18 protein-coding genes are annotated in these 23,812 nt (G+C 47.9%); 12 read left to right on the top strand and 6 right to left on the bottom strand.

Annotation, left to right across the window (positions count from 1 at the left end; all coding sequences use genetic code 11):
• Window positions 1-116: 116 nt before the first annotated feature.
• Complete coding sequence (locus tag QP775_RS17650; protein ID WP_239329273.1) at window positions 117-1,901, bottom strand: flavocytochrome c; 1,785 nt, start codon at window positions 1,899-1,901, stop codon at window positions 117-119.
• A 279-nt stretch (window positions 1,902-2,180) separates the two neighbouring features.
• On the opposite strand from QP775_RS17650, the gene QP775_RS17645 reads away from it, so the two are divergent.
• From QP775_RS17645 to QP775_RS17630, 4 genes are all read left to right on the top strand, one after another.
• Window positions 2,181-3,800, top strand: coding sequence for a sensor histidine kinase (locus QP775_RS17645; RefSeq protein ID WP_239329272.1), 1,620 nt, complete (start codon window positions 2,181-2,183; stop codon window positions 3,798-3,800).
• Window positions 3,778-4,563, top strand: coding sequence for a response regulator transcription factor (locus QP775_RS17640; protein WP_239329271.1), 786 nt, complete (start codon window positions 3,778-3,780; stop codon window positions 4,561-4,563). The genes QP775_RS17645 and QP775_RS17640 overlap by 23 nt, the downstream gene beginning before the upstream one ends.
• A 111-nt stretch (window positions 4,564-4,674) precedes the next feature.
• Window positions 4,675-5,058: a hypothetical protein gene (locus QP775_RS17635; protein WP_285108035.1), complete on the top strand. Its 384-nt coding sequence runs from the start codon at window positions 4,675-4,677 to the stop codon at window positions 5,056-5,058.
• A 164-nt stretch (window positions 5,059-5,222) separates the two neighbouring features.
• Window positions 5,223-5,771, top strand: coding sequence for an RNA 2'-phosphotransferase (locus QP775_RS17630; protein WP_239329260.1), 549 nt, complete (start codon window positions 5,223-5,225; stop codon window positions 5,769-5,771).
• 112 nt (window positions 5,772-5,883) lie between these two features.
• Here QP775_RS17630 and modB read toward each other — a convergent pair whose 3' ends face one another.
• Both modB and modA read right to left on the bottom strand, forming a co-directional pair.
• Window positions 5,884-6,537 carry a molybdate ABC transporter permease subunit gene (modB, locus tag QP775_RS17625; RefSeq protein WP_285108033.1) on the bottom strand — a complete coding sequence of 218 codons (654 nt, stop codon included), beginning with the start codon at window positions 6,535-6,537 and terminating at the stop codon, window positions 5,884-5,886.
• Window positions 6,538-6,567: 30 nt separating this feature from the next.
• Complete coding sequence (gene modA, locus QP775_RS17620) at window positions 6,568-7,395, bottom strand: molybdate ABC transporter substrate-binding protein (RefSeq protein WP_285108031.1); 828 nt, start codon at window positions 7,393-7,395, stop codon at window positions 6,568-6,570.
• Between the two features lie 257 nt (window positions 7,396-7,652).
• On the opposite strand from modA, the gene QP775_RS17615 reads away from it, so the two are divergent.
• From QP775_RS17615 to QP775_RS17600, 4 genes are all read left to right on the top strand, one after another.
• Complete coding sequence (locus QP775_RS17615; protein WP_285108029.1) at window positions 7,653-9,167, top strand: polysaccharide deacetylase family protein; 1,515 nt, start codon at window positions 7,653-7,655, stop codon at window positions 9,165-9,167.
• Between the two features lie 184 nt (window positions 9,168-9,351).
• On the top strand, window positions 9,352-10,659 hold the full coding sequence (locus tag QP775_RS17610) for an AAA family ATPase (protein ID WP_285108027.1): 1,308 nt from the start codon (window positions 9,352-9,354) through the stop codon (window positions 10,657-10,659).
• Window positions 10,656-12,092 (top strand): DUF58 domain-containing protein, encoded by a 1,437-nt coding sequence (locus QP775_RS17605; RefSeq protein WP_285108025.1) that lies wholly within the window; start codon window positions 10,656-10,658, stop codon window positions 12,090-12,092. The genes QP775_RS17610 and QP775_RS17605 overlap by 4 nt, the downstream gene beginning before the upstream one ends.
• On the top strand, window positions 12,073-15,009 hold the full coding sequence (locus QP775_RS17600) for a transglutaminase TgpA family protein (protein ID WP_285108023.1): 2,937 nt from the start codon (window positions 12,073-12,075) through the stop codon (window positions 15,007-15,009). The genes QP775_RS17605 and QP775_RS17600 overlap by 20 nt, the downstream gene beginning before the upstream one ends.
• 26 nt (window positions 15,010-15,035) lie before the next feature.
• Here QP775_RS17600 and QP775_RS17595 read toward each other — a convergent pair whose 3' ends face one another.
• On the bottom strand, window positions 15,036-16,070 hold the full coding sequence (locus QP775_RS17595; protein WP_285108020.1) for a LacI family DNA-binding transcriptional regulator: 1,035 nt from the start codon (window positions 16,068-16,070) through the stop codon (window positions 15,036-15,038).
• Between the two features lie 256 nt (window positions 16,071-16,326).
• On the opposite strand from QP775_RS17595, the gene QP775_RS17590 reads away from it, so the two are divergent.
• Both QP775_RS17590 and QP775_RS17585 read left to right on the top strand, forming a co-directional pair.
• Entirely contained in the window at window positions 16,327-17,118 is a 792-nt protein-coding gene (locus QP775_RS17590; RefSeq protein WP_285108019.1) for a Cof-type HAD-IIB family hydrolase, read from the top strand.
• A gap of 242 nt (window positions 17,119-17,360) precedes the next feature.
• Entirely contained in the window at window positions 17,361-18,128 is a 768-nt protein-coding gene (locus tag QP775_RS17585) for a TrmB family transcriptional regulator (RefSeq protein WP_285108017.1), read from the top strand.
• 76 nt (window positions 18,129-18,204) lie between these two features.
• On the opposite strand, the gene QP775_RS17580 is transcribed toward QP775_RS17585, so the two are convergent.
• Together QP775_RS17580 and QP775_RS17575 are read right to left on the bottom strand one after the other, a co-directional pair.
• Window positions 18,205-19,068 carry a lipoate--protein ligase family protein gene (locus QP775_RS17580; RefSeq protein WP_285108015.1) on the bottom strand — a complete coding sequence of 288 codons (864 nt, stop codon included), beginning with the start codon at window positions 19,066-19,068 and terminating at the stop codon, window positions 18,205-18,207.
• Between the two features lie 376 nt (window positions 19,069-19,444).
• Window positions 19,445-20,656 carry an MFS transporter gene (locus QP775_RS17575; RefSeq protein WP_285108013.1) on the bottom strand — a complete coding sequence of 404 codons (1,212 nt, stop codon included), beginning with the start codon at window positions 20,654-20,656 and terminating at the stop codon, window positions 19,445-19,447.
• 225 nt (window positions 20,657-20,881) lie between these two features.
• Here QP775_RS17575 and ptsG point away from each other — a divergent pair, with 225 nt between their 5' ends.
• Together ptsG and QP775_RS17565 are read left to right on the top strand one after the other, a co-directional pair.
• A complete protein-coding gene (ptsG, locus tag QP775_RS17570; protein ID WP_239329246.1) occupies window positions 20,882-22,453 on the top strand; it encodes a glucose-specific PTS transporter subunit IIBC in 1,572 nt (523 codons plus the stop codon).
• 102 nt (window positions 22,454-22,555) lie between these two features.
• The gene (locus tag QP775_RS17565; RefSeq protein ID WP_285108011.1) at window positions 22,556-23,716 is read left to right on the top strand and encodes an iron-containing alcohol dehydrogenase; all 1,161 of its coding nucleotides are present in this window, start codon (window positions 22,556-22,558) and stop codon (window positions 23,714-23,716) included.
• Window positions 23,717-23,812: the final 96 nt, after the last annotated feature.

Genomic DNA, 23,812 nt, shown 5'->3' with positions numbered 1-23,812 from the left:
GCGGCTTTACGGTTAAATAGCGTTGAACTGAAAAAAGGAACAGCCCCTTTATACCCTATATAAGGCAAAGGGGCTGTTATTTATTTAAGCGGGGCTATATACATTGGAGCTAGTTACTACTTGGCAATATTTTGTCCCGAGATACGTCCGAATGTAATAATATCCGAAATAGCGTTGCCGCCAAGGCGGTTAGCGCCGTGAATGACACCTGTTACTTCGCCTGCTGCGTATAAGCCAGGAATGACATTCCCGTCTTCGGCCAACACACGGGTATCCTTATCGATGACAAGACCACCCATCGTATGGTGCACAGAAGGCACGGCCTTCTGAATATAATAAGGGCCTTGTTCAAGGGAGACGAGACCGCTGCGGTGCTTAAAGTCCAAGTCCTTGCCTGTTTTCGCATATGCATTGACCTTGTTCACTGTGTCCTGCAGCGCTTTCGGATCAACCTTGAAGAATTTAGCTGCTTCCTCAATTGTGTTCGCTTTATAGAGCAGACCATCTTTTACTAATTGATCATATTCGTCTTGATGAACCTCGATTGTCTTGCCGATGTCTGCAATATGCTGGTTCCAGAACTGATAGGCATACTTGCCTTCTTGCGCAAGAATGGCTTTCGAGATAACATCTCGGCGTTCCAACTCTTCAACAAATCGCTGACCGCTTTGATTAATCAGAATAGCGCCGTCGAAACGAGAGTCGGCCACAAGTGAGATGACACCTGTCTTTGGATTACAGACCGGATACGTTTGAATATTTTCCATATTCGTAATGCCCGCTTTAAGCTCTTGTGCCATCACAATACCATCGCCGGTAGTCCCTGGTGTATCTGTGGACATATAGCTTTCGTCAAGGACCGGGTTATATTTCTTGCGCATTTCCACGTTTGAACCAAAACCGCCTGTAGCGATGACAACGCCTTTATTGGCATGGAACGTGATCTTTTGACCATCCTTGCTAGTCGCCTCGACTGCGTTCACTCGACCGCTTGCGTCCATTAACAAATTCTCTGCTTTCATAGAAGTCTTTACAGGAATTTGCAGCTCATCTGTCTTTGCCTTCAGTTTCTTAATTAATTCAGCACCTGTATGGCCTACAGGGATTAAGGCGCGTTTGCGCGAGTGACCGCCGAATTGGAACAGATGATCCGGCAAGAATTCAACCTTAATCTCGTCACGCAGCCATTCTGCGGAAGCAAGGGCTTGCTCGGCCAGAATCTTGACCATCTCAGGCTTGCCCAGATTGTCTCCACCTTTCATGGTGTCTTGATAGAACAATTCAGGCGTATCATCCTTAATGCCTAACGCTTGCTGCACCCAAGTGTTTGGCGCGTTCATCTCTCCGCCCGATATGAGGGTATTGCCGCCAATCGTTGGCATTTTCTCTAAAATAACAACACTTGCGCCTGCTTTCTTCACTTCAATCGCGGAACTAAAGCCTGCACCGCCTGCGCCGATGACGACAACATCAAAGGTCTGATCCGTTTCTTCCGTGCTTTTGCTGTTTCCAACTGCAGAGCCTGCCGCTAGAGTAAGGCCCGACTTTGTAATTGCATCTTGGATTGCTTCCAAATATCCTTTGCTGGTGGCGGTAGATCCGCTGATCGCATCCACTTCAGCGCTGTTGGCTTGAATAACGCTGTCTTTTAATTGTGTATATACGGGCTCGGCCAGCACCTCGTTTTCTTTTTGCTCTAACACATCGACATTTGTAATTTTACCGTCAGCAAATGTCACTTCAACTTTAATATCACCGTGCTTGCCATTACCGACACCGATTTCTTTTACGGCTCCTTCTGATTTCGAAGCCGTATTGTCTGTTGACCCGCAAGCTGACAGTGAGAAGGCTAGACATAAAATGAGAACGACAGATAATAGTTTGGTGGCTTGTGTACGCATAATTCCTCCTGAAAGTTGGGATGATTGGCTTGCCTGTGAAGATGTACAAGTAGTAGTGAATATATTCACTAAATAAGGCGTACTTACTCCATATAAAGAATGTGGAGCAGGAGTGCTGCACAGGCAGTTCATAGTTGGTATTCTTGTGAAAAGTATTACAATGTTAAGTATAGAAGAGGTGGAGACAAAAGTATTTGCACAGACTGTCCTTTTTTTATCCTTTTCGGGCGAGTGATTCTCCTCATTTGATCTAGACAGCGAACGTGATGTAATAGCAATATGAGATCCTTACAACGAAAAATAACGTATTATGTCGGCGGATGCTTTGCTTTATTATTTATGGCTTTGCTCGTAACCATTCATCTAGAGATGGAAAGTACCGTTATTCCGCTAAATAAGAGCTTAACCCAACAAATCGTTAACGCACGCAGTGATCAGATTGCCTATTGGTTTGAGCAGCGGGTTGGGGAGGTGGATTTGCTCGCTTCGCTTGCGTCCGAGCACAGATGGGGGAAGAAAGAGCTGCTGCACGAAATAGAGCAGTTAGTCAAGACGCGGAAAGAGGCGTATGAGTCTATTCGGGTTGTTGATATTGCAGGCAATTCATGTTCACTGCACGACAAGCCATTCTCTATTGTATTGAGACCCTATTACCAGAAGCTGCTCGAGTCAGATAAAGCGTATGTCATTAGTGACGTGATCCGGTCACATGCCAATCAGGCGGACATTGTGGTCATTTTACACCGTGTCGAACCGCTTGTAGACGACGAAGTTGCTTATATTGCTGCGGCCGTCCCCATTGGGAAGATGCAGGATATTGCGAAGGATATTTATGTATACGACGGGATGGGCAAGCTCCTGGTTGGTGATCAGTTCGATGCGAAGCTAAACGATACATCAAAGGGAGCAGAGCAGATGGCGCTGTTCACTGCTGCGATCCGAAACGTTCCAGGCTGGAGTCTAACGTTTCAATTGCCAAAGTCACAGTTGTCACAAGGGATGAAGCAAATGCAGCGCTCAGCGCTGCTAACAGGCAGTGTGATCGGTATCTTTTTGCTGGTTTTGTTAATGCTGCTTGCCGCTTCCATTGTGAAGCCAATAAGAGCTTTGCAGCGAGTAATGAAGAAAGTAGAGGACGGGAATCAAAGTGTAAGGTCTAATGAACAGCGCAATGATGAGATTGGTGAATTAGGCAGGAGCTTTAATCAGATGCTTGTGAAGTTGTATCGGTATGAGCATGAGAAAAAGGAAATGGAGTTAAGGCTGATTCAAGAACAGATTAAGCCTCACTTCTTGTACAATACGCTGGATACTATTCAATGGATGGCAGCAGGCCATGGTGCAGATGACGTTGTAGGGATGGTAGAGGCGCTGAGCACGTATTTTCGTTTAGGACTGGGCGGTGGAAGCCAGTATATTACGTTGGAACAGGAGTTTCACCATGTGGAGAGTTATTTGCACATTCAATGTGTGCGCTATGAAGAAATATTGGAGTATGAACTGTTCTATGACGAGTGTCTGGGCCACTATCCCATTATTCGTTTCTTGTTGCAGCCGCTGGTCGAAAATGCAATATACCATGGCATCAAGCCATTAGTTAACCGGAAGAGTAAAATCTCCATTTGCGCTTATGAGCGTGAGCACTGCTTCATGATCGAGGTAGCCAATAATGGAGTCGACATTCCGGAAGCAGCTCTAGCCAGCATTCAAGAGGCGTTGTTAGCGGGCATACCGCAGAAGGGGGTTCTCGGCTTCGGCTTGTATAGTGTTGATCATAGACTAAGACTGGCATACGGCGAGCCTTATGGCTTACACATTCAAAGCGGCGAGGGAAGTACGAGGATGCTGCTCACACTGCCATTGGAGGGAAGACACCATGTGGAACGTTATGATCATTGACGATGAATCGATTATTCGTAAAGGGTTAAAGCAGTATGTGCAGGAAAGTCAACTGCCATTTCGGGTTTCGGCCGAGGCCAGAAACGCTGATGAAGCGTTAGCTCTGATGGAATCTGCCGCACCGCATGTGCTATTTGTTGATATTAATTTGCCAGAGGTAAATGGACTGGATCTACTGCGCTTAATTCGCTGCCGCTACGGTGAGGTGGTGGCGGTCATCGTAAGCGGCTACGATACGTTTGAATATGCTCGGCAGGCTCTGCAATTGCATGCTTACGATTATGTGCTGAAGCCAGTGCCGAAGAGCGACCTGAAGCGGCTGCTTATCAGGCTGGATCAGCATTTGAGCGGCTTAAATCCGCAGTTGTCGAAGTCGCCTGAACATGCTTCCTATCAGGAGACGGATTCGCGTATGGGAGATGGCTCTGTGCTGATGATTAAAGTGACGGATTATATTAATGGCCACTATCAGGACCCCGAGCTGACGGTATCAAAAGTAGCAGCCTTGTTTCATATGAATCACACTTATTTGAGCAAACGAATGAAGCAGGAACTGGGAGCTTCTTTTCTGGAGTATGTGACTGAATTGCGGCTGTCCAAAGCTAAGGAATTGTTGGATCATACGATGCACAATATCAAGATCGGAGATCTGGCGATTAAGGTGGGATACACCAATCAGTATTATTTTAGCCGCTTGTTTAAGAATCGAATTGGCATGTGTCCGCTGGAGTATAAGAAGCAGTGTGCGGGACAAAGGGAGTAATCGATGTCTGGGAGGTTTGCGCTGGCTGCAAGCCTCCTTCATTGCTTTTATGGTTCGGGGTGACCTATTAAGTAGGCATATATTATACTCGAGAAGTAAGAGGTGAAATAAGTGTTAACTATTCACGATAATGAGATAATATCTTATGTAGTCAACTTAAAGAAACATAAGATTGTTCTTCATACTGTTCAATATCCAAGTCAAACATTGATTGATATAGTTTTTGATGATGTATTAGCACATTTGTTTGAAACACAACTGGAAGATAGCATAATATTAGATATTACAAAATATGAACTACATCATTTTTCAAGAGAAAATCGTGAATTATTAGAGAAACAAAAAAATTATTGTTGGCCAATGGATTATCATACCATCGAGGAACTAATAGATAAATTAGTAAAAGAACAATACGGGTTCTATGTGCTTTCTTCCTCGTATGGCCTAAATGGTTGGGTATTAGCTAAGGAGTACAAAGTAGTAAGTTGCAAATAAATTGTATTGCCTCTAAATCTGTGATTTGCTTATGGCCCTCAGAGTTAATTGTATAACTCTAAGAAGCCATATCTAGTAAAATAGATTCCGTGCTCCGCAGGAGAACAATTTTCCAAAGCAGCTCAAATAATTAAATACTACATAAATGGAAAGAAGGTAAGCGCATGGATTACATGAAACTAAGCAAAGAAGTATCCTACGCATTGAGACATGCACCATGGGAATACGAATTGGAACTGGACGCAGAGGGTTGGGTTGAAATAGAGCAGCTGCTGCATGCCTTACATATGGACCAACGCTGGAAGGCTGTTACGCCGAATGATCTGGCTGTGATGATTGACTTGTCGGACAAGAAAAGGCATGAGATCGGCCGTGGTAAAATTAGAGCGTTATACGGACATTCCGTTCCCGATAAAATAACCAAGCAGGCCGAAGTACCACCCGCCATCCTTTATCATGGAACAGCACGGTGTCTCGTCGAACAAATACTCGAGAAAGGCCTGCATCCTATGAAGAGGCAGTATGTTCACCTCTCAACGGATACGGCCACGGCTATGACGGTCGGAGCACGTAAAGATTCAAGTCCGGTCCTGTTAAGGATTGACGCAGAACGAGCCAACAAAGAGGGAATTCCCTTTTATTGCGGCAATCATTCGATATGGTTGGCGGATGGTGTTCCATCCCAGTACATATCGGTACAGCAGCGCCAATAGAACGCGAGCAGCCTGGAATGGCAGCAAAGCTAAGTCGGGCCTAACAAGGCTATCGGGTTGTACGCATGTTCCCGGTAAAGGTGATTCCGCATGCAAATAAGCAGAGGCTATGTTAGCGCTCAGATTTGCGATTCGCAGCAAACAGCAGCAGAAACGAGAATGCGATCATACATCCTGACCATGCCCAGGCCTTGCCGGTGTGGCCTGCATCGACAGCAAAGTAGATCGCGGTCGGTACAGTCTGTGAAACGTTTGGGATGTTGCCTGCCACCATTAACGTTGCGCCAAACTCACCGATGCCTCGTGTAAAGCCGAGCACGTATGCAGTGGCCATCGACCGTGCTGCGAGCGGCATGGTTATGCAGCGAAGCACTTGCCATTCATTAGCGCCTTCGGCCCGTGCGGCTTGTTCTACCAAGGGGTCTACATCGTTAAAGCCTGACTTTAACGTCTGATAGACAAGCGGGAAAGAGACAATTACTGCGGTTAATACGGCCCCGGTCCAATGGAACACGAGTGGATGCCCAAGTACCGCTTCAATAAAGCGTCCTACGGAGCTGGTACGGCCAAACAGCATTAACAGTATAAAGCCGACTACTGTAGGAGGGAGAACAAGCGGCAGCATAAAAAACGTCTCCAACAGTGTCTTGCCTCGGAACTTGCGAGTACTCAGGCGCCAAGCGGCGACCACACCAAGCAGCATGACAATGAAGCTTGCAACCAACGTAATTCGAAGTGATAATAAGACGGGATTCCAGAATTCCATGCGGTCTAATCCTTTCGAGAAGAGCAGAGGCTATTGCGATGAAGTTGCGGTTCGGAACCCTTGGCTTTTAAATAGATGCTGTGTTTCAGCTCCATTCATAAAGTCGAACCATTTTTGGGCCGCGGCAGTATTTTTGCTGTTCTTGATGATTCCAATCGGGTAGATGATAGGTTCATGCTGATCCGATTTTACTGGGTAAGCAATGACAACTTTATTTGTTGTTAGAGCGTCTGTACGATAGACAAATCCGGCTTCAGCGTTCCCCGTGCTTACATAAGAGAGAACTTGTCGTACATCCTTCGTATACACATATTTGTTATTTAACTCATCCCAGAGACCTGCGCTCTTTAGCGTCTGTTCGGCATACATGCCAGCGGGTACGCTTTCCGGAGCACCAATCGCAATGCGGCTAATATCCTTCTGTTTCAGCATATCCAAGCTTGACCATGCAGCAATACTGCTGCCGGGCACAATCACCACCAAATCGTTGTAGAGCAGCGCCTTCTTCATCTTTTCTTCCACCAGACCTGCTTTTACCAGTGCATTCATTGGCTTAGTTCCTGCGGATATAAATACATCAACCGGCGAACCTTGCTCGATTTGCTTTTGCAGCGCACCGGATGAGCCATAATTGATCTGCACGTCGATATCCTTATTCTTGCTCTGAAAAGCAGCTTTGACCTCAGCCATCACATCCTGCAAGCTGGCCGCCGCCGACACGATAAGCTTTGTTGGCTCTGTGGTGTGTACACTTGCCTCGTTAGATCCACAACCTGTAAGCAGCAGAACACAGGCGATCATAAGGTTTAATATGATCATTCTAGCAGCTCGCAGCTTACGTATTTTGCGTATGAACATCTTGTAAGTCTCCTTCCCAATGACAATCGCGTATGTATGATAATATAAACATAAATGTATATATCCAACATAACTTGTAATCTACATAATATATATTATAAATGATCAGAACAAAAGAGGATAATCATTGTAAATAGAAGAATAACAGTCATGTTTTACTCGGCATGTCCATATAATCTAGTAATTGCTTTATACCACGAGCACTAGCTCATATAAGCAAAGTCTGAAGGCAGATAACATAGAGGAGGACATATAGAATGAGAGAGAAAAAGCGGCGAATGGAAACGCGATTGTTAGCTATACTGGGTATCATTGCCCTTCTAATAGGGGGAGAAATCATATTAGGAGTTCGCACAGCTGGTGAAGAAATTGCTTATGCGGCTGCACAGCAGCAATGGAGAGCTCATCCTGTATCAGCAGCGACGCAAACACCGTATCGTAAGGCCAACACTGCTCATTTCATCCTCAAAGATGGTGCAGCACATATACCTAAAATTGAACTTTCGCTACCAACGATAGAGCATGAAGCGAAGGCAGCGGGAGCTGCTTCAGCCTTATTGACTGTAGGCAAACAGAGCAAGAAAGTGTATTTGACGTTTGATGACGGACCAAGCAGAAATACACCTGAAGTGCTTGATATTTTAAAAAGAGAGAACGTAAAAGGAACATTTTATTTACTGGGGCAGCAAGTAAAGCAGTATCCAAAAGTGCTGAAACGAATAGCAGATGAAGGACATGCGATCGGCAATCATTCCTATAACCATAACTATCGTGAATTATATTCAGACTTTCGTGGGTTTTGGAGTCAGATTCGGAAGACAGGTAAAGCCATTCAAGAGGTGATCGGTTATGAGCCGCCGTTAGTGCGCGCACCAGGTGGGACATTTTTGAACTTTAACAAGCAATATTTTGACCTGATGGGACGAGCAGGTTATGTCGTGATGGATTGGACAGTAGATAGCGGGGATTCCAAACGGGTAGGTGTACCCGCCAAGGAAATCGTAGCAGATGTTAAGAAGGGCACCTTGAGTGCCGATACGGTTGTGCTCATGCACGATGGGACAGGGCACGGCGAAACCGTAAAGGCATTGCCGGAAATTATTCGGTATTACAAAGCAAAAGGCTATAGTTTTGAAGTTATGACTCCTGAAATGAAGCAGGTACAATTCCGTATTGCCGATCGTGAAAGATGGGATCGTAAGCCAGTATCTCAAGCTTGGATTCAAGCGAATATTGATCCAGTGCAGGTAGCCACAGGTGAGCCTGTAAAGCAGCCACAGCCACCTACAGGAGGGACGACACCTAAGCCTCCAATCCAGAAGTCAGACCCGCTTCTGATGCAATTAAAAGTAACGACCGATAGTGGAGAATTGGAGCTTGCGTCAAACCAGTTCAGATCTTATCAGGACATAACCTATGTTCCTGTACGTTTGATGATAGAGAAGCTGGGAGGCACCATTACCTTCGATGAAGCCAAAGGAGTTCTGCTGTTAAACGTTAATGGGCTTGAGTGGGCCATCGACTGGAAAACTGGCAAGCCAATGCAGCTCGAGATAGACGGCACACTTACTATACTGCCTTGGGAGACGCAGATGAAAGGCAACCTGCTGTGGGTACCATTACGGCAAGCCTTGGAAGTCTCTCATGTTCAGTTCCTATCGTATGAGCTTCAGGTTGTAGATCCAAACAAGTCTAGTTCGCAAACGGATGAAAATGCCAAAGCAGAAGATACAAAAGCAGAAGAAACAAAGCAGGAGAGAGCTGAGCCGTAACAAAGGTAGAGATGTACATATCTCGTAATAGGTTTATAGGTTTGAAATCTATTCTATTGGGCGACACTATCTGATAGGGCGGCCCGGGATCGGTTCATGCGACGCGTGACGCGTACGTGATCATCGTCCCGGGCCTTTGTTGTACCGTGATAGCGCCATGATAAGAATGGAGGGACCTGATAGTATGTATAACCATGAATCTATTCATTCCAAAGAAGTATGGACTTCTACTTTTGTACAATACGGTTGGGAACAAATGCAGCAGCGTCTTAATGAAGTCGTGATCGGCAAGCCGGAACCTGTAAGATTGGCTTGCTTGACGATGCTGGCCGGCGGCCATCTCCTGCTGGAGGATGTGCCGGGCGTAGGCAAGACGCTGCTGGCGAGAGCGCTGGCTCAGCTTGCAGACGGCACGTTCCGTCGCGTACAGATGACGCCCGACATGATGCCAGCGGATATTACGGGCAGCATGGTACTGGACCCGGCGACTGGAGTACTCCGCTATAGCGAGGGGCCGCTTGCTGCCAACGTTGTATTGGCGGATGAGTTGAATCGGGCGCCAGCACGCACGCAATCGGCTTTGCTGGAGGCGATGGAAGAACGGTCAGTTACAGTAGACGGCGTAACACGTCCGCTACCAGAGCCTTTTATGATTGTCGCGACGCAAAATCCGCTCGCTTTTGAAGGCACATATCGTCTGCCAGAGGCTGAGCTGGACCGTTTTATGACTCGCTTATCCTTGGGATATCCGGATGTTCATGGCGAGGCTGACATGCTTGTACGCGAACAGAGTCGGATTGAACGTGTGACTCGGCCACGGGTACAGCCGGTATTTACCCCGGAAGAATGGGCGCTGCTGATTAGACGCATTCGCTGCATTCATGTGGATGATACGTTATGCCGTTACATGGCGGACATTGCGCAAGCAACACGCACACATGAGCAGGTCGTGCTCGGTGTTAGTCCGCGCGGTACGGTTGCCCTGATGCAAGCTGCTCAGGCGCAGGCGTTTCTGTCGGGCAGGGCTTATGTTATACCGGACGATGTGAAGGTAATCGCTGCACCTGTCCTGGCGCATCGGCTAGTGTTGAAGCACGCCCTTTCTCAAGATACCGCAGGTAACGTTATAAGAGAGACGATTGCTAGCATTCCCATCCCAAGCTTTACGAGGCAAAGTGATCTAGACGGAGCCGCTCGTAGGCGTGGGGGTATGGGCAGGGGCATACGTAGGAGTTCAAGGATGGATAATAGGGTGGATAAAAATACAGACACAACTATCGGAGCAAGTACGAGTTCAAGCATTGGCATGACCCAACATGCGATTATCGGCTCAAGCAGGGGATCTGATGTTCGAATGGGTATAGGTATAACTGCCAAGCGTCATCGCAGCGGAGGGCGCTCGTTTATGCAGGAAACAGCTCGGCAGACAGTTACAAGTCACGTCAAGACACGAGGAGATGGCCCAAGCTGGTTCGGAGGCTTGTTCCGATGAGGAGCCTACGCAGGCAGGCGCAGTCATGCGTTGTGCGTATTGTGTTGACAGCAGCCGTGGGCATCGTCTTGCTTATCTATGGCTGGACGCAACTGCATGCAGCCGCCTCATTTATAGGTGCAATGGTGACGTTATACGTGCTATACGGCGTGTGGTTCAAATGGGCTCTTTATGAAGAACCTGTTCGCGTCTATACCAAGATTAATGAAGAGATTAATGGGGCTTTTCAGAGTCAGTTGGAATGGTGCACTACATTGTCTTCAGGAACAAGGCTCCCCTGGCTTTATATACGCGTGGAAGAGATATGGGAACTGGTAAGCGATGAGTTGGGGGCAACTGAGTCAGACCCTAATAGATTCACTCAAGCGGTAAAGGAGATGTACGATCCTTATCACGCTGGTACTGATCAGGCAGGCGTCATGAATCGAATGCCAGCTTGTTCTACGGGGGCATATTCAGCAAATAAGATGTACTGGAGCAGTACTAAGCTGATCCATCCCAATGGTCGCAAGAGCTTTGCCTACTCACAATTACTGCCAAAGATGCCAAGAGGGATATACCGATATGTAAGCACAGAGCTGTACACGGGTGATATATGGGGCTGGTTTACGAAGAAGATGAACAGCCACCATGTCCGATTACCCGCTAGTGACGTACTTATTATGCCGAGTGCAGGGAAATGGAAGGAATCGAATACTAATCTTCCATTATCCTTTATGCAGACTGATGGTGCACAAGAGAAACATGATACAGCAGTATCATATTGTCGGGGAGGTGTTCCGACACCGGAGCTTCGTTCGTATCAGCCAGGCGATCCTTGGCGATCCATTCATTGGCGGTCATATGCCAAGCACAGACAGCTGACCGTTAAAGTCTCGCGCGAGGCAGACAAGAGGCAGCTCACGATTGTACTGGATGAGAGTTGGCTGGAGGCGTCGATTCGTCATGAAGCGGATCAGCAGAAATTACTGGAGGAAGCACTGGATGCGGCAGCGGAATGGTGCTCTATAGGTTGGAAACAAGGCATTTTGGTCAGATTAATATGGCTTAATCAGGGTGAAATGCAGGTGGGAATGGAGGCAATCAGCCGCGCAATTGCGTTAGCAAGCTTGCCTTTAATTTCATCGAATGACATATGTATGGATAAGGATAGTGAGTATGTATCCTCTTTCGAGGACGCTGTATGCAGGTCAAGCTCTAACAAGGTACTGCATCAGCAAGTCCAAGGCTGCGACATTGTGGTCATAAGCCATTTAGAGGTATCAGAGGGAGCACCTCGGATACAAACACAATTACGTGGGTGCCGCATTGCTGTATGGGTGACCTTAACTGATGATGCGGATGCCAAGCAGGTAAGGTCACGTGCTGCTGAAGAGCCCTCTTCTCTCCCGACTCGAAAGGAGGAACCTGATTATGCAGCCTCATCTCATTAAGCAGGTCTATGCCTCAACAAAGCTGTATGTCGAGCCCTATGGAAAAGACACCATGGAGCGGAATGGAGTGCAATTGTGGCAGCAGGTGACATGTACAGTACTGCTGTTCGGCTTGTTTATGGAATGGCTCATTCCACTCCAGTACTATGGAGGTAAGGAAATCTTGCTGCATGTCTTGCCAATTGTCTGCACGATTGTGGGCAGTCTCTTGGCAGGAGTATTCCTTACCAGAAGAGTCCTGTTGCTTGTGATCGTCCGAGCCGGTATTGCGGTCTTATCCAGCGCATGGGTACTCGGTGCAGCGGCAGAGAGCAGACAAGCAGATTTAACAGGTATGAGCGGGGACTTCATACATAACGTAAGTGCGGTCAGCCACGGTTTTGCGAGGCTGTATACAGGCATAGCAGTCGATATGCAGCAGCTTGGGGCAGGCTTGATCCAATGGCAATGGGCGCCAATCGGAGAAGAATTGCAAACGCTTCTGCTCATCGTTGGGATTGTAATCCTGTGTGCGCTTATCCAGTCCTTGATGCTAACACAGCATTCCATTCTGTTGTTCAGTGGGGCGACACTGGCTTATTTAGTTATTCTTCAAATGGTGTTGGGCGCCGACAATGCCTATGGGTTCGTCCGTACGATAGCGTGGACAGCTGCGCTCGCCTCTTGTCTGCAATTGCAGAGGCAGAAGAGGTGGGATCGAACATATACGAACATGGCTTGGCCGGTTCGGTGGTGGCTGGCTACGGTGCTGTTTAGTACTGGACTAGTCGCCTTATTTGCTTTATGGGGACAAGCAGCACAGTGGGATAAGCCCAAATCATGGCCAGCTCTAACAAGCTGGGTACAGGAAGCAGCGGATACCGCTGCACAAGCTATCCGTGAGACTGCTGGCAGAACCAAAGAGGGGCCCGCAGGTCTGGCAGGTGGGCCAGCTAGGACGGGCTACGGCACAGATGATACAGAATTAGGTGCACCCGTATCCGATGATGCAGCGATTCTATTTCGTGCGAGTACGCCAGCGCCTACGTACTGGCGTGTTGAATCCAAGAGCATCTATACGGGGCGTGGCTGGGAAGTGCCAGATGAAGAAGCTGCATTAAGCCCAGAAGTACTTGATCCATCGGGGGCTATAAGCTCAGAGGCAGCGGATAAGCAAGCTGCAAAGCTCGGTTGGTCAAGGCCGATTACACAAACCATCCAGCTTGAAGCAAGCGAAGCGCTGCGGATGCCGCTTGTATTTGGCGGACGGCCTGAAAGGCTGCAAAGCTGGGAAAGTGATCATACGAGTGATTATACACAGGGACAATACTACGACGCCGGTAAACGTCTGCCCAAGCTGAAATACGAGCAGGCGTGGGAACGATATCGGGCTGTCGGAGGCGATCAAACGGACGAGTTCTCCTTGTCTATTCCTTTGAGGTATTCATACGAGACCCGGATATTCCAAATGGATGGGGAAAAGTGGAGCCAACTGGAAGACATCGCAGATCCAAGTGAGATTACGGCGAAGTATACAAGCCTGCCGCAATCAACACCTGATAGGGTTCGTAAATTGGCTAACGAGATCCTATCACCCGCAGCGGCACGGTACGAGCAGGTAAAAAGAGTTCAGCATTATCTGTTAAGCCATTATGCATACACCAAAGCAGAGACCGCTGTCCCACCAATTGGCACTGACTTTGTGGATCAATTTTTATTTGAGCAGCGTCAAGGCTATTGCAATCACTTTTCTACGGCTATGGCCGTACTGCTGCGTGCAGAGGGAATCCCTGCACGTTGGGTGAAAGGGTTTGCCCCAGGACAGGTCGAAGCACCGGGCCAATATGTGGTGCAGGCGTCAGCCGCACATTCATGGGTGGAAGTATATTTTCCGCAAGTCGGTTGGGTTGCATTTGAAGCGACACCGCCAAGTGGTGTTCAGTCAACCATCAAATTGGATTCAAGTCAGGCTGCGGGAACTGAGCGCGCAGGAGGAACTGCTAGGACAGCAGAGAGTCTAACAAGTAATGCAAATCAGGCTAGCACCATGCGCCTAAAAGCTGCGGATCATGTGGAAGGTACGAGACAACTGGGCATTACGCCGAGGAGAACAAATATGGTTCATACTGCTGATACCGCAACTACTCCGCGTGTAAGTACAGCAATGGATACCGATGTTGTGCAGGCTCCTATTGACGGAGAATGGCTGCGACTCGCAGCGGAACACAAGGTGTTACCGTTAAAGGAACGGTCGGCCTCCAATTCTTTAGCATCATCAGATGGTTCTTGGGGGCATATATGGTCCAGCTTCTGGGACGATACTGTGCAGCAGTTCCAGAGATGGAGGAAAGCAGCAGCTTGGGGTGTGGACATCATGTCACAGCAGGCTTCGATGGAATGGGCCCGTATAACAAGCGGGGCTTATTGGCAGGGGATTTTGACGGATGAACAAGCAGGTCAGGAAGGGTCAACCAAAAGAGGTACAATTATTGGGCAGTTGTGGGACGAAATTCCGATGATGGGGAGCCTCCTATTCATTTTCATACTGCTAGCCTTACTGTTAAGCATTCGTTATTTCGCCAGGATGCTGCGATATAATGCTCCGCTGCGGCAGTTAAAAAGGCTCGTTTCGTCGCAGCAGCAGTATTATGATGCGGAGCGGGTGCCTTTAATGGGCAAGCTGGCTTGGCAGCTCATTGAGCGCCGCTGCGGCCATCGCCCTAATGGCATGACGCTTGACGAGTATTTGGAGGGGGTGTCGCAATTGTCACTGCATAAGGACACTGTGCAATTGCTGCAATTGTTTGCCAAAGACTGCAACGCGATGTTATATGCCAAGTATCAAGGGGAACGTATTCACCGCACACGGTTTGTGGATGGATGTGCAGGAGTATTGGAATGGCTGCGTGCGGACAAAAAACAGAGCCGCAGCCAATAGTAGTTGACGCCAGTCTAGGTATCGCTTCACTCCTGAGCTGGCGTCTTCGCATATGACAGAGCAGTATTGGAAGAAGGTGCCTGTCCAACGGTAGCACGTTCGATAAAGTGGTATGGGAGCTGATGCTTCTCTGCTTGCGGCACGTCTGCGTGTAATTGTCGGTAAAAGATTGTAAAAGCCAGACAGCCAATATCGTAACTTGAATGGTCAAATGTTGATAATTCAAGCACGCTTGCTATCGGAATATTATCGAACCCAATGACAGAAAGCTGTTCAGGCACCTTAATACCTAGCTTGGCGGCTTCCAGCAGGATGCCTGCGGCGGATTGATCTCCAGCAACGACAAGCGCTGTTGGACGTATTTGCAAATTGCTGATGGCACGAATAACCTCTGCCCCGTGATCGTATTGGTAGCAGTTCGCAAAAGTCCATTCTGGAACAAGAGGTTCTTGAATGGCCTGTAGTGCATCCCGATACGCGCGAATGCGATTCAAGCTGTTAAAGCTGTCAGGTCTCCCGATGCAATATCCAATGTGACGGTGCCCTTGGTCGATCAACATGTTCATGATATAACGTGTAATCTCATAATAATCGACGTATATAGAAGAAAACGCCGTGGACTCTGTATACTCACAGACTACAATCGGGCCGTATGCTGCATAAGGTTCAATAGCTGACCAATTACTTTGCTTCGAACAGATGATCACGCCATCTACTTGCTTGTCTCGCAGCAGATCTAGAGCACGAATCTCCTCTTCCGGTTTGTAATCCGTCTGGCACAACACGATATGATACTGATGCTGCAGCGCAAAATAGGAAATGCCCTCCAGCATACCCGCAAAGTAGGGATGATTGGCAAACGGCAGCAGAACCGCCACCATGCGGGTCTCGCCTTTGGCCAAATTGACAGCATTGCGGTTAGGCTTGTACTGCAACTGCTCAATGGCTTTCCATACTGCACTGCGCTTGTCTTCAGAGACATATGGATGTCCATTTATTACTCGTGATACAGTTGTAACTGAGACACCTGCTGCAAGGGCGATCTGTTTGATGTTAGCCATCATCATTCCTCCTGTTTTCCCACTACTCTTTATTTTACGCTTCTTTAAGAATAAATAAAAAGGTTGACCTGAAAAGCGTTTCATATCGTAAGCTGAAAGAGCAACATGATCGACAGGCCGTGCTATTGGCGTTACCAAATGCAGAGAACACAATATATACGCTGAGGGCGTAACGATACACGGCCACTAGCAAGGCACTGCTGGCAGGATGGCAGCAGACAGCTTTGTAACAGATAGAAAGTGGGAGGGGTCACGGATGAGTTACCGTATTGTGTTTTTTGATATTGATGGAACGTTGTTGGATGAGCAGAAGCAGATTCCAGAGTCTACGCGTGACGCGATCAGGCACTTGCAGGAGAACGGGATTGAGACCGCAATTGCTACTGGTCGAACACCTGCAACGTTTGCACATATAAGAGAGGCCTTAAATATCCATTCCTACGTGAGCTTAAATGGAGGATATGTGGTGCGTAATGACCGAGTTGTCGCACATACACCTATGCCGATAGACTTGCTGGATCGGCTTCAAGCAGTAGCAGATCCGAATGGACATGCTATCGGCTGGATCGGTGCGGAGGATATGTCCCTTACTAGGGAGCATCCGTTAGTGGAGGAGTGTCTTGGTGTACATGACATCCCAGCGCCCCCAGTTCAACCGGACTTGTACAAGAACTGTGATATTTATCAAGGATTGTTATTTTGTAAGGATGCGGACTTGGCGGATTATGTGGAGCAGCTGCCGGAGCTGCAATTTATACGGTGGCACGATAATGCGCTTGATGTGCAACTGCAAGGCATATCGAAAGCAATAGGCATCCAGCATTATCTAAAGGATGCCAAGCTTGAAGCAGAGCATAGCGTTGCATTTGGAGACGGATTAAACGACTTGGAGATGCTGCAATATGTAGGTGTTGGTGTAGCTATGGGCAATGCCAAAGAAGAAGTGAAGCGCGTGGCTCATCGTGTCACATTATCCTCGGCAGATGGCGGCATAGCAGCGGCGCTTCAGGAACTAGGACTATACGTTCCAAAAGGAGTATTGGGGTAAAAGGGAAGAGGTCGTACAGTAGCTGTTAAGTTAAACACATAAATAGATCATATCATTAACTAATGTCGGGAACTCTTACCCTCTTATTATGAGGAGGCGGAGTTCCTTTTTGCTATTTATTCAGACAAAGTGTAGGGGGTGATATCCGAAGTGAGCTTGTTTGTGCATGAAGTCTTCAAGTAAACTAGTCGTAGACAGATAGCTGTTCTGTGGAATCGGATGAATCGACATGGAGGAACGATATGCTGCAGAAGTTCGGATTTTCCCAATATGAAAGTAAAGTATATGAAGCGCTGGTTACTCATGCGGAACCGATGGATGCTACGACGATCGTTAAGCATTCGGGCGTGCCTAAGGCTAAGATTTATGAGGTGATTGCCAAGCTCGTAGAAAAAGGGATCGTATCAGATGCTGTCTCGGGCAAAAAGCGTACTTATTCGGCAATCCCAATGCAGATTGTGATTGATAAGCTGACTCACGAATTTGAACGTGATATTGCTGATCTCAGAAGAGCAGGGACACGCCGAACTTATGCGGACGACCAAGTGTGGAGCCTAAAGACAAACAGTTCCATTCAAGCTTACTGCCGACAGCTGATTGATCAGGCGGAGTGTTCTATCGTGTTATCGATGTGGGTGGACGAGTTTAAGGAGTTCGCTCCACTTTTGGAGCAAAAGGAGCAGCAGGGTGTAGATGTTGAAGTGTTGGTTACAGGCGGCAATCCTGGTGCTGTCAAACTGACAAAGATGAACGTACTTGAGCCGACAGATGGACATGAGATGATATTGGAGCAGTTCAAACTGATTATTGCAGATGGTAATCAAGTGCTGTTTGCCGGCATGGAAGAGGGTAATTGGCAGGCCATGCGGACGATGGCGCAGCCATTCGTGAAGTTTTTTACGGAGTTCTTCCATCATGACGTGGCGCTTGCAATTATATCGCGGAAGTATGCGACAGAATTGATGCAGGATGCGGAAATGAAAGCCCTGTTGATGAGGTTGAGGTATTAAGCTGGTCACTAGCACCGTTACATATGCCAAAGCAAGCCCACCACTTCACACTATAGTAAAGTGGTGGGCTTGTTGGTTACTTGTGCCGCTCTATCCCGTAACGGTTTCGAAGGGTATCGATGACAGTGTGTACTTGTTCTGGCTCTGGCAGCCATAGTTTGGTGGCTGCTTCAGCAATGTCAGGGCTGGATTGGCGTTCACGGATGACCTGCTTCACGGCTTCAACAAAAGCTTGCGCGGCACTGCTCCCAAGAGAGGTCAGTTCTTCCAGACTGCCCGTTTTGTCGTCTGTCACAATAGGATGGTCGGCTTGCGTTACACCTGCTGCTGCGCGATCGTAGAAGGATCTGACCAACTCGGCGCTTGCTTTGCCCGAGCCTTGGCAGATGACAAAGGCTTGTACGACGAAAGCTTGGGCTTGACGTCGCTGTGCGATCCCGCAGAACTTGATGCCTCCTATGCTCAGATCGAAATCACCAGGGCAGTAGGCGCCGTCTATTTCACCTTTGTCGACGGTGCAGCCTGTGCTTTGTAAGGCAAGCTGGATCAAGCGATACATGCGCTCATAATCGGAACGGAAGCATTTGTCCCCTAAACCTTGCTTCGGCAGTATCAATGAAATGTTTACGACACCCAAGTCGAGGGGGACAGCTGCACCACCTGTACTCCGAACAGCGGTCGAATAGCCAAGCGACTCCAGCCAATCTTGTGCTGCGGCGGCTTGCGGAAGTCTGCTGTCGCGCAGTCCCATCACAAAGCCGCGCGGATGGCGCCACAAGTGACACACTGCTGGACCTCCACTGCCTGTGTGCTTGCACAGCAGTTCATCTAGCGCAAAGGGATACAGAATGTCCTGCGCTTCATCTTGCTGCGTGCGATCCAGCAACAGCAAATTGTCGAGCCCGTCTTCCCCTGTAAATGAAATTGCACATTCTGTCATCTTCGCGTCCCCCTGTATCTTGTTATCCCCGTCATAGATTCAATGGATAATTAGATGATTGATGCTTTGAACAGCTACCCTATTAACCTCATTAACTTGTACATTTATCGTAGCATGAAAGCGGATGTTCTACCTATCCAAATTTTAAATTAGAGCTGATACAAGACGCTGTTAGTCAGGCTGAATACAAAAAAAGGACTGTCCCCAAAGCCCTTTTATGATCTTTCGGACTCTATGGTATTGCATTTTGCGCATAAAAATGACCTCAAATTCCACTACATCGTGGAATTTGAGGTCATTCACTAATCATTCTGGGCTGTTCTCGGTACTGTGAACACTTTTGGGACAGACCCTTTTATGTCGTTAACACATCGAATTATGCTTGTTCAGCAATCGAACCAACTGTTGAAGCAGAAGGACGTTTAGCAGCTGGCACGTTTGCATCAACCGGCTTGCGGCTAATGGAGAAAGCTGCGCATCCTAATGCCAACAGGGCGATCATACCGCCTACCCATGGGTTGTTAGCGACAGAACTCTTCTCGATCACAATACCCCCAATAAAGGAGCCGGTAGCAATACCTAGATGCATAACCGAGTTATTCAGGCTCAACTGAATTTCGACGGTATCTGGCGCATGCTTGATCAGGTAGGATTGCTGTGCAGGCGACAAGGCCCAACTGAGTCCGCCCCAGATCATCATGGCTGCCATAAATACGTAAATCGATGCTTGGGAAGCTAGCAGCATCATAAACATGGCTCCCGAGAAGCAGGTTACGATCAACAGAATCGTTTTATTAACGCCCCATTTATCTGACAGCAAGCCTCCAAGTCCACCACCGGATACGGCGGCAATCCCAAACATGAAATAGACTACACTCATCATCGTTGGACTAATGTCAAAGTTGGATTGCACAAAAGGCGCAAGGTAAGCATACAGCGTCAGATGTCCTGTTAGCATTATAAATGAGATGAGTTGACCGCTTATGATCTTGCTACTGCGCAGCGTAGAAAGCTGCTGGCGAAGTGGTACAGCAGGACTTGGCTGGGTTCGCTGCAGGAACAAGGCGATGCAGATCATTGCAACAAGGCTTAACGCCACAATCAGTAGGAAAGGCGCTCTCCATCCATAAGCGTTTCCGATAACCATTCCGATAGGAACTCCAAGCACAAGCGAGCCGCTAATACCCATATAGATAACACCGATTGCTCTTCCTCGATGGGATTCAGGGACGAGTTTAGATGCCATCGTAATGGATAACACAATGATGACGGAACCGCTCATCGCTGATAAAGCGCGCGCAGACAGCGTAAGCGCATAACTCGAGCTGAAAGCAACAATCAGATTGGCGAGTACAAAGACGGCAAGAGCGTATAAATACAGCTTTTTGCGTTCCATTTTCGCTGTAAGATTCATCAATATTGGCGCCGATATAGCAAATGCGACCGAAAATATGGTTATAAATTGGCCTGCAGCGCTAACGGAAATGTGCAAATCCGCTGCAATCAGGTCGAGTATACCTCCGACGATCAGCTCTACCGTGCCGACGACAAAGGCGGAAACGGCCAATAAATAAACACGTAAATTCAAACAGACACACCCTTCCTTAAACATAAAAAGTTACTACTATTATAGTAACCTATAGTTTGTTTAGCAACATAAATATGAAAAAATAGGATAAACCCGAGCTGGCAAGTATTGTTTAGCAGGCAATCATTGTGCCTTGTTCTGTATAGTTCGCGTCATTGCAGGAAATGTTAACAGCAGATTTTCGTATGTCATGAACATGTGTACAGTCAGGGGTTGAAAGAATATATGTTTAAATCATTGTTTGGTGTTTTACAAAAAGTCGGAAAAGCACTTATGCTGCCAGTTGCGATCTTGCCAGCTGCGGGAATTCTGCTAGGTGTCGGCAACGCCCTTGGCAATCCAGACTTAATCGAACGGATTCCGGCGCTTAGCGGGCCGGCATGGAGTACGATTGCCAGTGTAATGGAACAGTCAGGTGGTATCGTATTTGACAATCTATCTTTGTTGTTTGCTGTAGGGGTTGCGATTGGCCTGGCAGGTGGAGACGGCGTGGCGGGATTGGCTGCTATCGTAGGTTATTTTGTCATGAACGTCACAATGAAAGTCATTATGAAGGTGACACCCGAGTTGGTTGCACAGGACTTCTCATATGCATCTTTGCAAGGTATCCCAACTTTGCAGACAGGTGTGTTCGGGGGGATTATTATCGGGATAACAGCAGCTACGTTGTACAAACGATTTTTTACGATTGAACTGCCGTCTTATCTCGGATTTTTTGCGGGCAAAAGATTTGTCCCCATTATTACGGCGGTCACGGCCTTGCTGATAGGGGTGCTGCTGACAATTATATGGCCTCCTGTACAGAATGGCTTAAATGCATTCTCGCACTCACTCATTGATTCGAATCGCTCGATGGCGGCATTGATTTTCGGAACCTGCGAGCGTGCCTTGATTCCTTTCGGGCTGCACCATATTTTTTATGCACCGTTCTGGTTTGAGTTTGGACAGTATATTAACAAAGCAGGCGAGTTGGTTCGTGGTGATCAGAAAATATTTTTTGCACAGTTAAAAGATGGAGTCGAACTGACAGCGGGAACCTTTATGACGGGAAAATACCCGTTTATGATGTTCGGGCTGCCTGCCGCAGCATTGGCAATGTACCATGAGGCTCGCCCTGAAAATAAAAAGCTGGTTGCGGGCTTGCTGGGCTCAGCTGCACTGACATCGTTCCTAACGGGGATAACAGAGCCGCTAGAGTTCTCGTTTCTGTTTGTGGCGCCGGTGTTGTTTGCGGTGCATGTACTCTTTGCAGGCCTGTCTTTCTTAACGATGCATCTGCTTGGGGTCAAGATCGGGATGACTTTCTCAGGTGGTGTGATCGATTATTTGTTGTTTGGTGTGCTTCAAAATCGGACGCCTTATTGGCTTGTCATCCCAGCAGGATTAGTGCTGGCTTTGATCTATTATTTTGGTTTTCGACTTGCAATACGGAACTTCAACCTGCGAACACCAGGGCGGGAGATCGCAGTTCAAGGCGGTACTGTCGTTCAGGCATCATCAGCAGACGAATTGCCGCGAGGAATTCTGAATGCACTTGGCGGTAAAACGAATATTGGCTCGTTAGATGCGTGTATTACACGTCTGCGGGTGCAGGTAAACGAAGCAGGACAAGTAGACAAAACCAAGCTGAAGGAGTTGGGAGCCTCTGGCGTGTTAGAAGTTGGGAACAGCATTCAAGCCATATTCGGCACACGTTCGGAGACGATTAAGCATCAGATTCATGAACTGATTAAACGTGAGGATATGGAGCTTCAGGATGAGTCCGATGCTAAAGAGGCCAAGGAGGAAGAAACCTAGTAACTGCGCGATCGCCTTTTGGTCTGAAAGAGGCAATTGTGCCAGACTTCCTTTATAATGAGGGTAATAATGTAATGGTCATTCAGAGGAGGAGTTCGGGAGATGCAGGCATTTCAATTTCACAATCCAACAAAGCTTATATTTGGAAAGGGACAATTGTCTCATTTGAAACAGGAGCTATCGGCATACAGCAGCGTACTGCTTGTTTATGGTGGGGGCAGCATCAAGCGGAATGGACTTTACACTCAGGTGACGGATATTCTCAACGGAATGGAATTACGCGTAACTGAATTGGCAGGCGTGGAGCCTAACCCGCGACTGTCGACTGTACATAAAGGGGTGGACTTATGCCGTGCCCAGCAGGTTGACTTTATACTGGCTGTCGGGGGCGGAAGTGTCATCGATTGTGCCAAGGCGATTGCTGTCGGGGCGAAGTACGATGGCGATATGTGGGATTTCTGCTTGCGTAAAGCAGCTCCACAGACGGGCCTCCCACTTGGCACGGTGCTGACGATTGCGGCAACGGGTTCGGAAATGAACGGCGCTTCGGTCATAACGAATTGGGAAACCAATGAAAAGCTAGGCTGGTGGAGCCCGCATGCCTATCCGAAGTTCTCGATCCTTGACCCTGCATTTACGACAACGTTACCTGAAAATCAGACGGTCTATGGTATGGTGGACATTATGTCGCACGTCTTCGAGAATTATTTCCATCATGGGACCAATACACTTGTCCAAGACGGTTGGTCTGAGACATTGTTAAAGAGCGTGGTGCGTACAGCTCCTGAGCTTATAAAGGACTTGGACAACATGGAGCTGCGTGAGACGATTCTGCTATCGGGTACGTTAGCGCTGAACGGCATGCCAAGCATGGGGGTGAGCGGTGATTGGGCGACGCATAATATCGAGCATGCGGTATCTGCCGTGTACGATATTCCACACGGCGGCGGGCTTGCTATTTTGTTCCCTAACTGGATGAAGCATACACTATCCGAGAATGTGGGCCGTTATAAACAGCTTGCTGTAAATGTGTTCAACATCGACTCAACGGGCCGTTCCGATGAAGAAGTTGCGCTTGCAGGCATTGAGGCGCTGCGCAGCTTCTGGACGTCTATCGGAGCCCCTAGCCGACTAGCTGATTATGATATTGATGATTCGAAGCTTGAGGAAATGGCTGATAAAGCGATGCTCTTTGGTCCGTTCGGCAACTTCAAGAAGCTGGATCGCAAAGATGTACTAGCGATTTACCGTGCATCGTTGTAGCTGTATCGGTGCTGGTGCATTCTCGTAGAGCGAGGAGCGTTATTTAGTTTGATAGGAGACAGGCTCGGTATAGGATGTAGACCGGGCCTGTTGTTG

It is taken from the genome of Paenibacillus sp. UMB4589-SE434 (genome assembly GCF_030226685.1).
Classification (GTDB): domain Bacteria; phylum Bacillota; class Bacilli; order Paenibacillales; family Paenibacillaceae; genus Paenibacillus_B.
The sequence above is the reverse complement of the archived record's forward strand: the minus strand, read 5'-3'. Positions and strand labels throughout refer to the sequence as shown.

What these genes read in the sequence shown, in the direction of transcription:
- QP775_RS17585 (WP_285108017.1), top strand. Translation starts at nt 17,361, where the DNA reads ATGCTGCAGAAGTTCGGATTTTCCCAATATGAAAGTAAAGTATATGAA.
- modA (WP_285108031.1), bottom strand. Translation starts at nt 7,395, where the DNA reads ATGTTCATACGCAAAATACGTAAGCTGCGAGCTGCTAGAATGATCATA.
- QP775_RS17600 (WP_285108023.1), top strand. Translation starts at nt 12,073, where the DNA reads ATGCAGCCTCATCTCATTAAGCAGGTCTATGCCTCAACAAAGCTGTAT.
- modB (WP_285108033.1), bottom strand. Translation starts at nt 6,537, where the DNA reads ATGGAATTCTGGAATCCCGTCTTATTATCACTTCGAATTACGTTGGTT.
- ptsG (WP_239329246.1), top strand. Translation starts at nt 20,882, where the DNA reads ATGTTTAAATCATTGTTTGGTGTTTTACAAAAAGTCGGAAAAGCACTT.
- QP775_RS17610 (WP_285108027.1), top strand. Translation starts at nt 9,352, where the DNA reads ATGTATAACCATGAATCTATTCATTCCAAAGAAGTATGGACTTCTACT.
- QP775_RS17615 (WP_285108029.1), top strand. Translation starts at nt 7,653, where the DNA reads ATGAGAGAGAAAAAGCGGCGAATGGAAACGCGATTGTTAGCTATACTG.
- QP775_RS17645 (WP_239329272.1), top strand. Translation starts at nt 2,181, where the DNA reads ATGAGATCCTTACAACGAAAAATAACGTATTATGTCGGCGGATGCTTT.
- QP775_RS17630 (WP_239329260.1), top strand. Translation starts at nt 5,223, where the DNA reads ATGGATTACATGAAACTAAGCAAAGAAGTATCCTACGCATTGAGACAT.
- QP775_RS17650 (WP_239329273.1), bottom strand. Translation starts at nt 1,901, where the DNA reads ATGCGTACACAAGCCACCAAACTATTATCTGTCGTTCTCATTTTATGT.
- QP775_RS17580 (WP_285108015.1), bottom strand. Translation starts at nt 19,068, where the DNA reads ATGACAGAATGTGCAATTTCATTTACAGGGGAAGACGGGCTCGACAAT.
- QP775_RS17590 (WP_285108019.1), top strand. Translation starts at nt 16,327, where the DNA reads ATGAGTTACCGTATTGTGTTTTTTGATATTGATGGAACGTTGTTGGAT.
- QP775_RS17605 (WP_285108025.1), top strand. Translation starts at nt 10,656, where the DNA reads ATGAGGAGCCTACGCAGGCAGGCGCAGTCATGCGTTGTGCGTATTGTG.
- QP775_RS17595 (WP_285108020.1), bottom strand. Translation starts at nt 16,070, where the DNA reads ATGGCTAACATCAAACAGATCGCCCTTGCAGCAGGTGTCTCAGTTACA.
- QP775_RS17640 (WP_239329271.1), top strand. Translation starts at nt 3,778, where the DNA reads ATGTGGAACGTTATGATCATTGACGATGAATCGATTATTCGTAAAGGG.
- QP775_RS17565 (WP_285108011.1), top strand. Translation starts at nt 22,556, where the DNA reads ATGCAGGCATTTCAATTTCACAATCCAACAAAGCTTATATTTGGAAAG.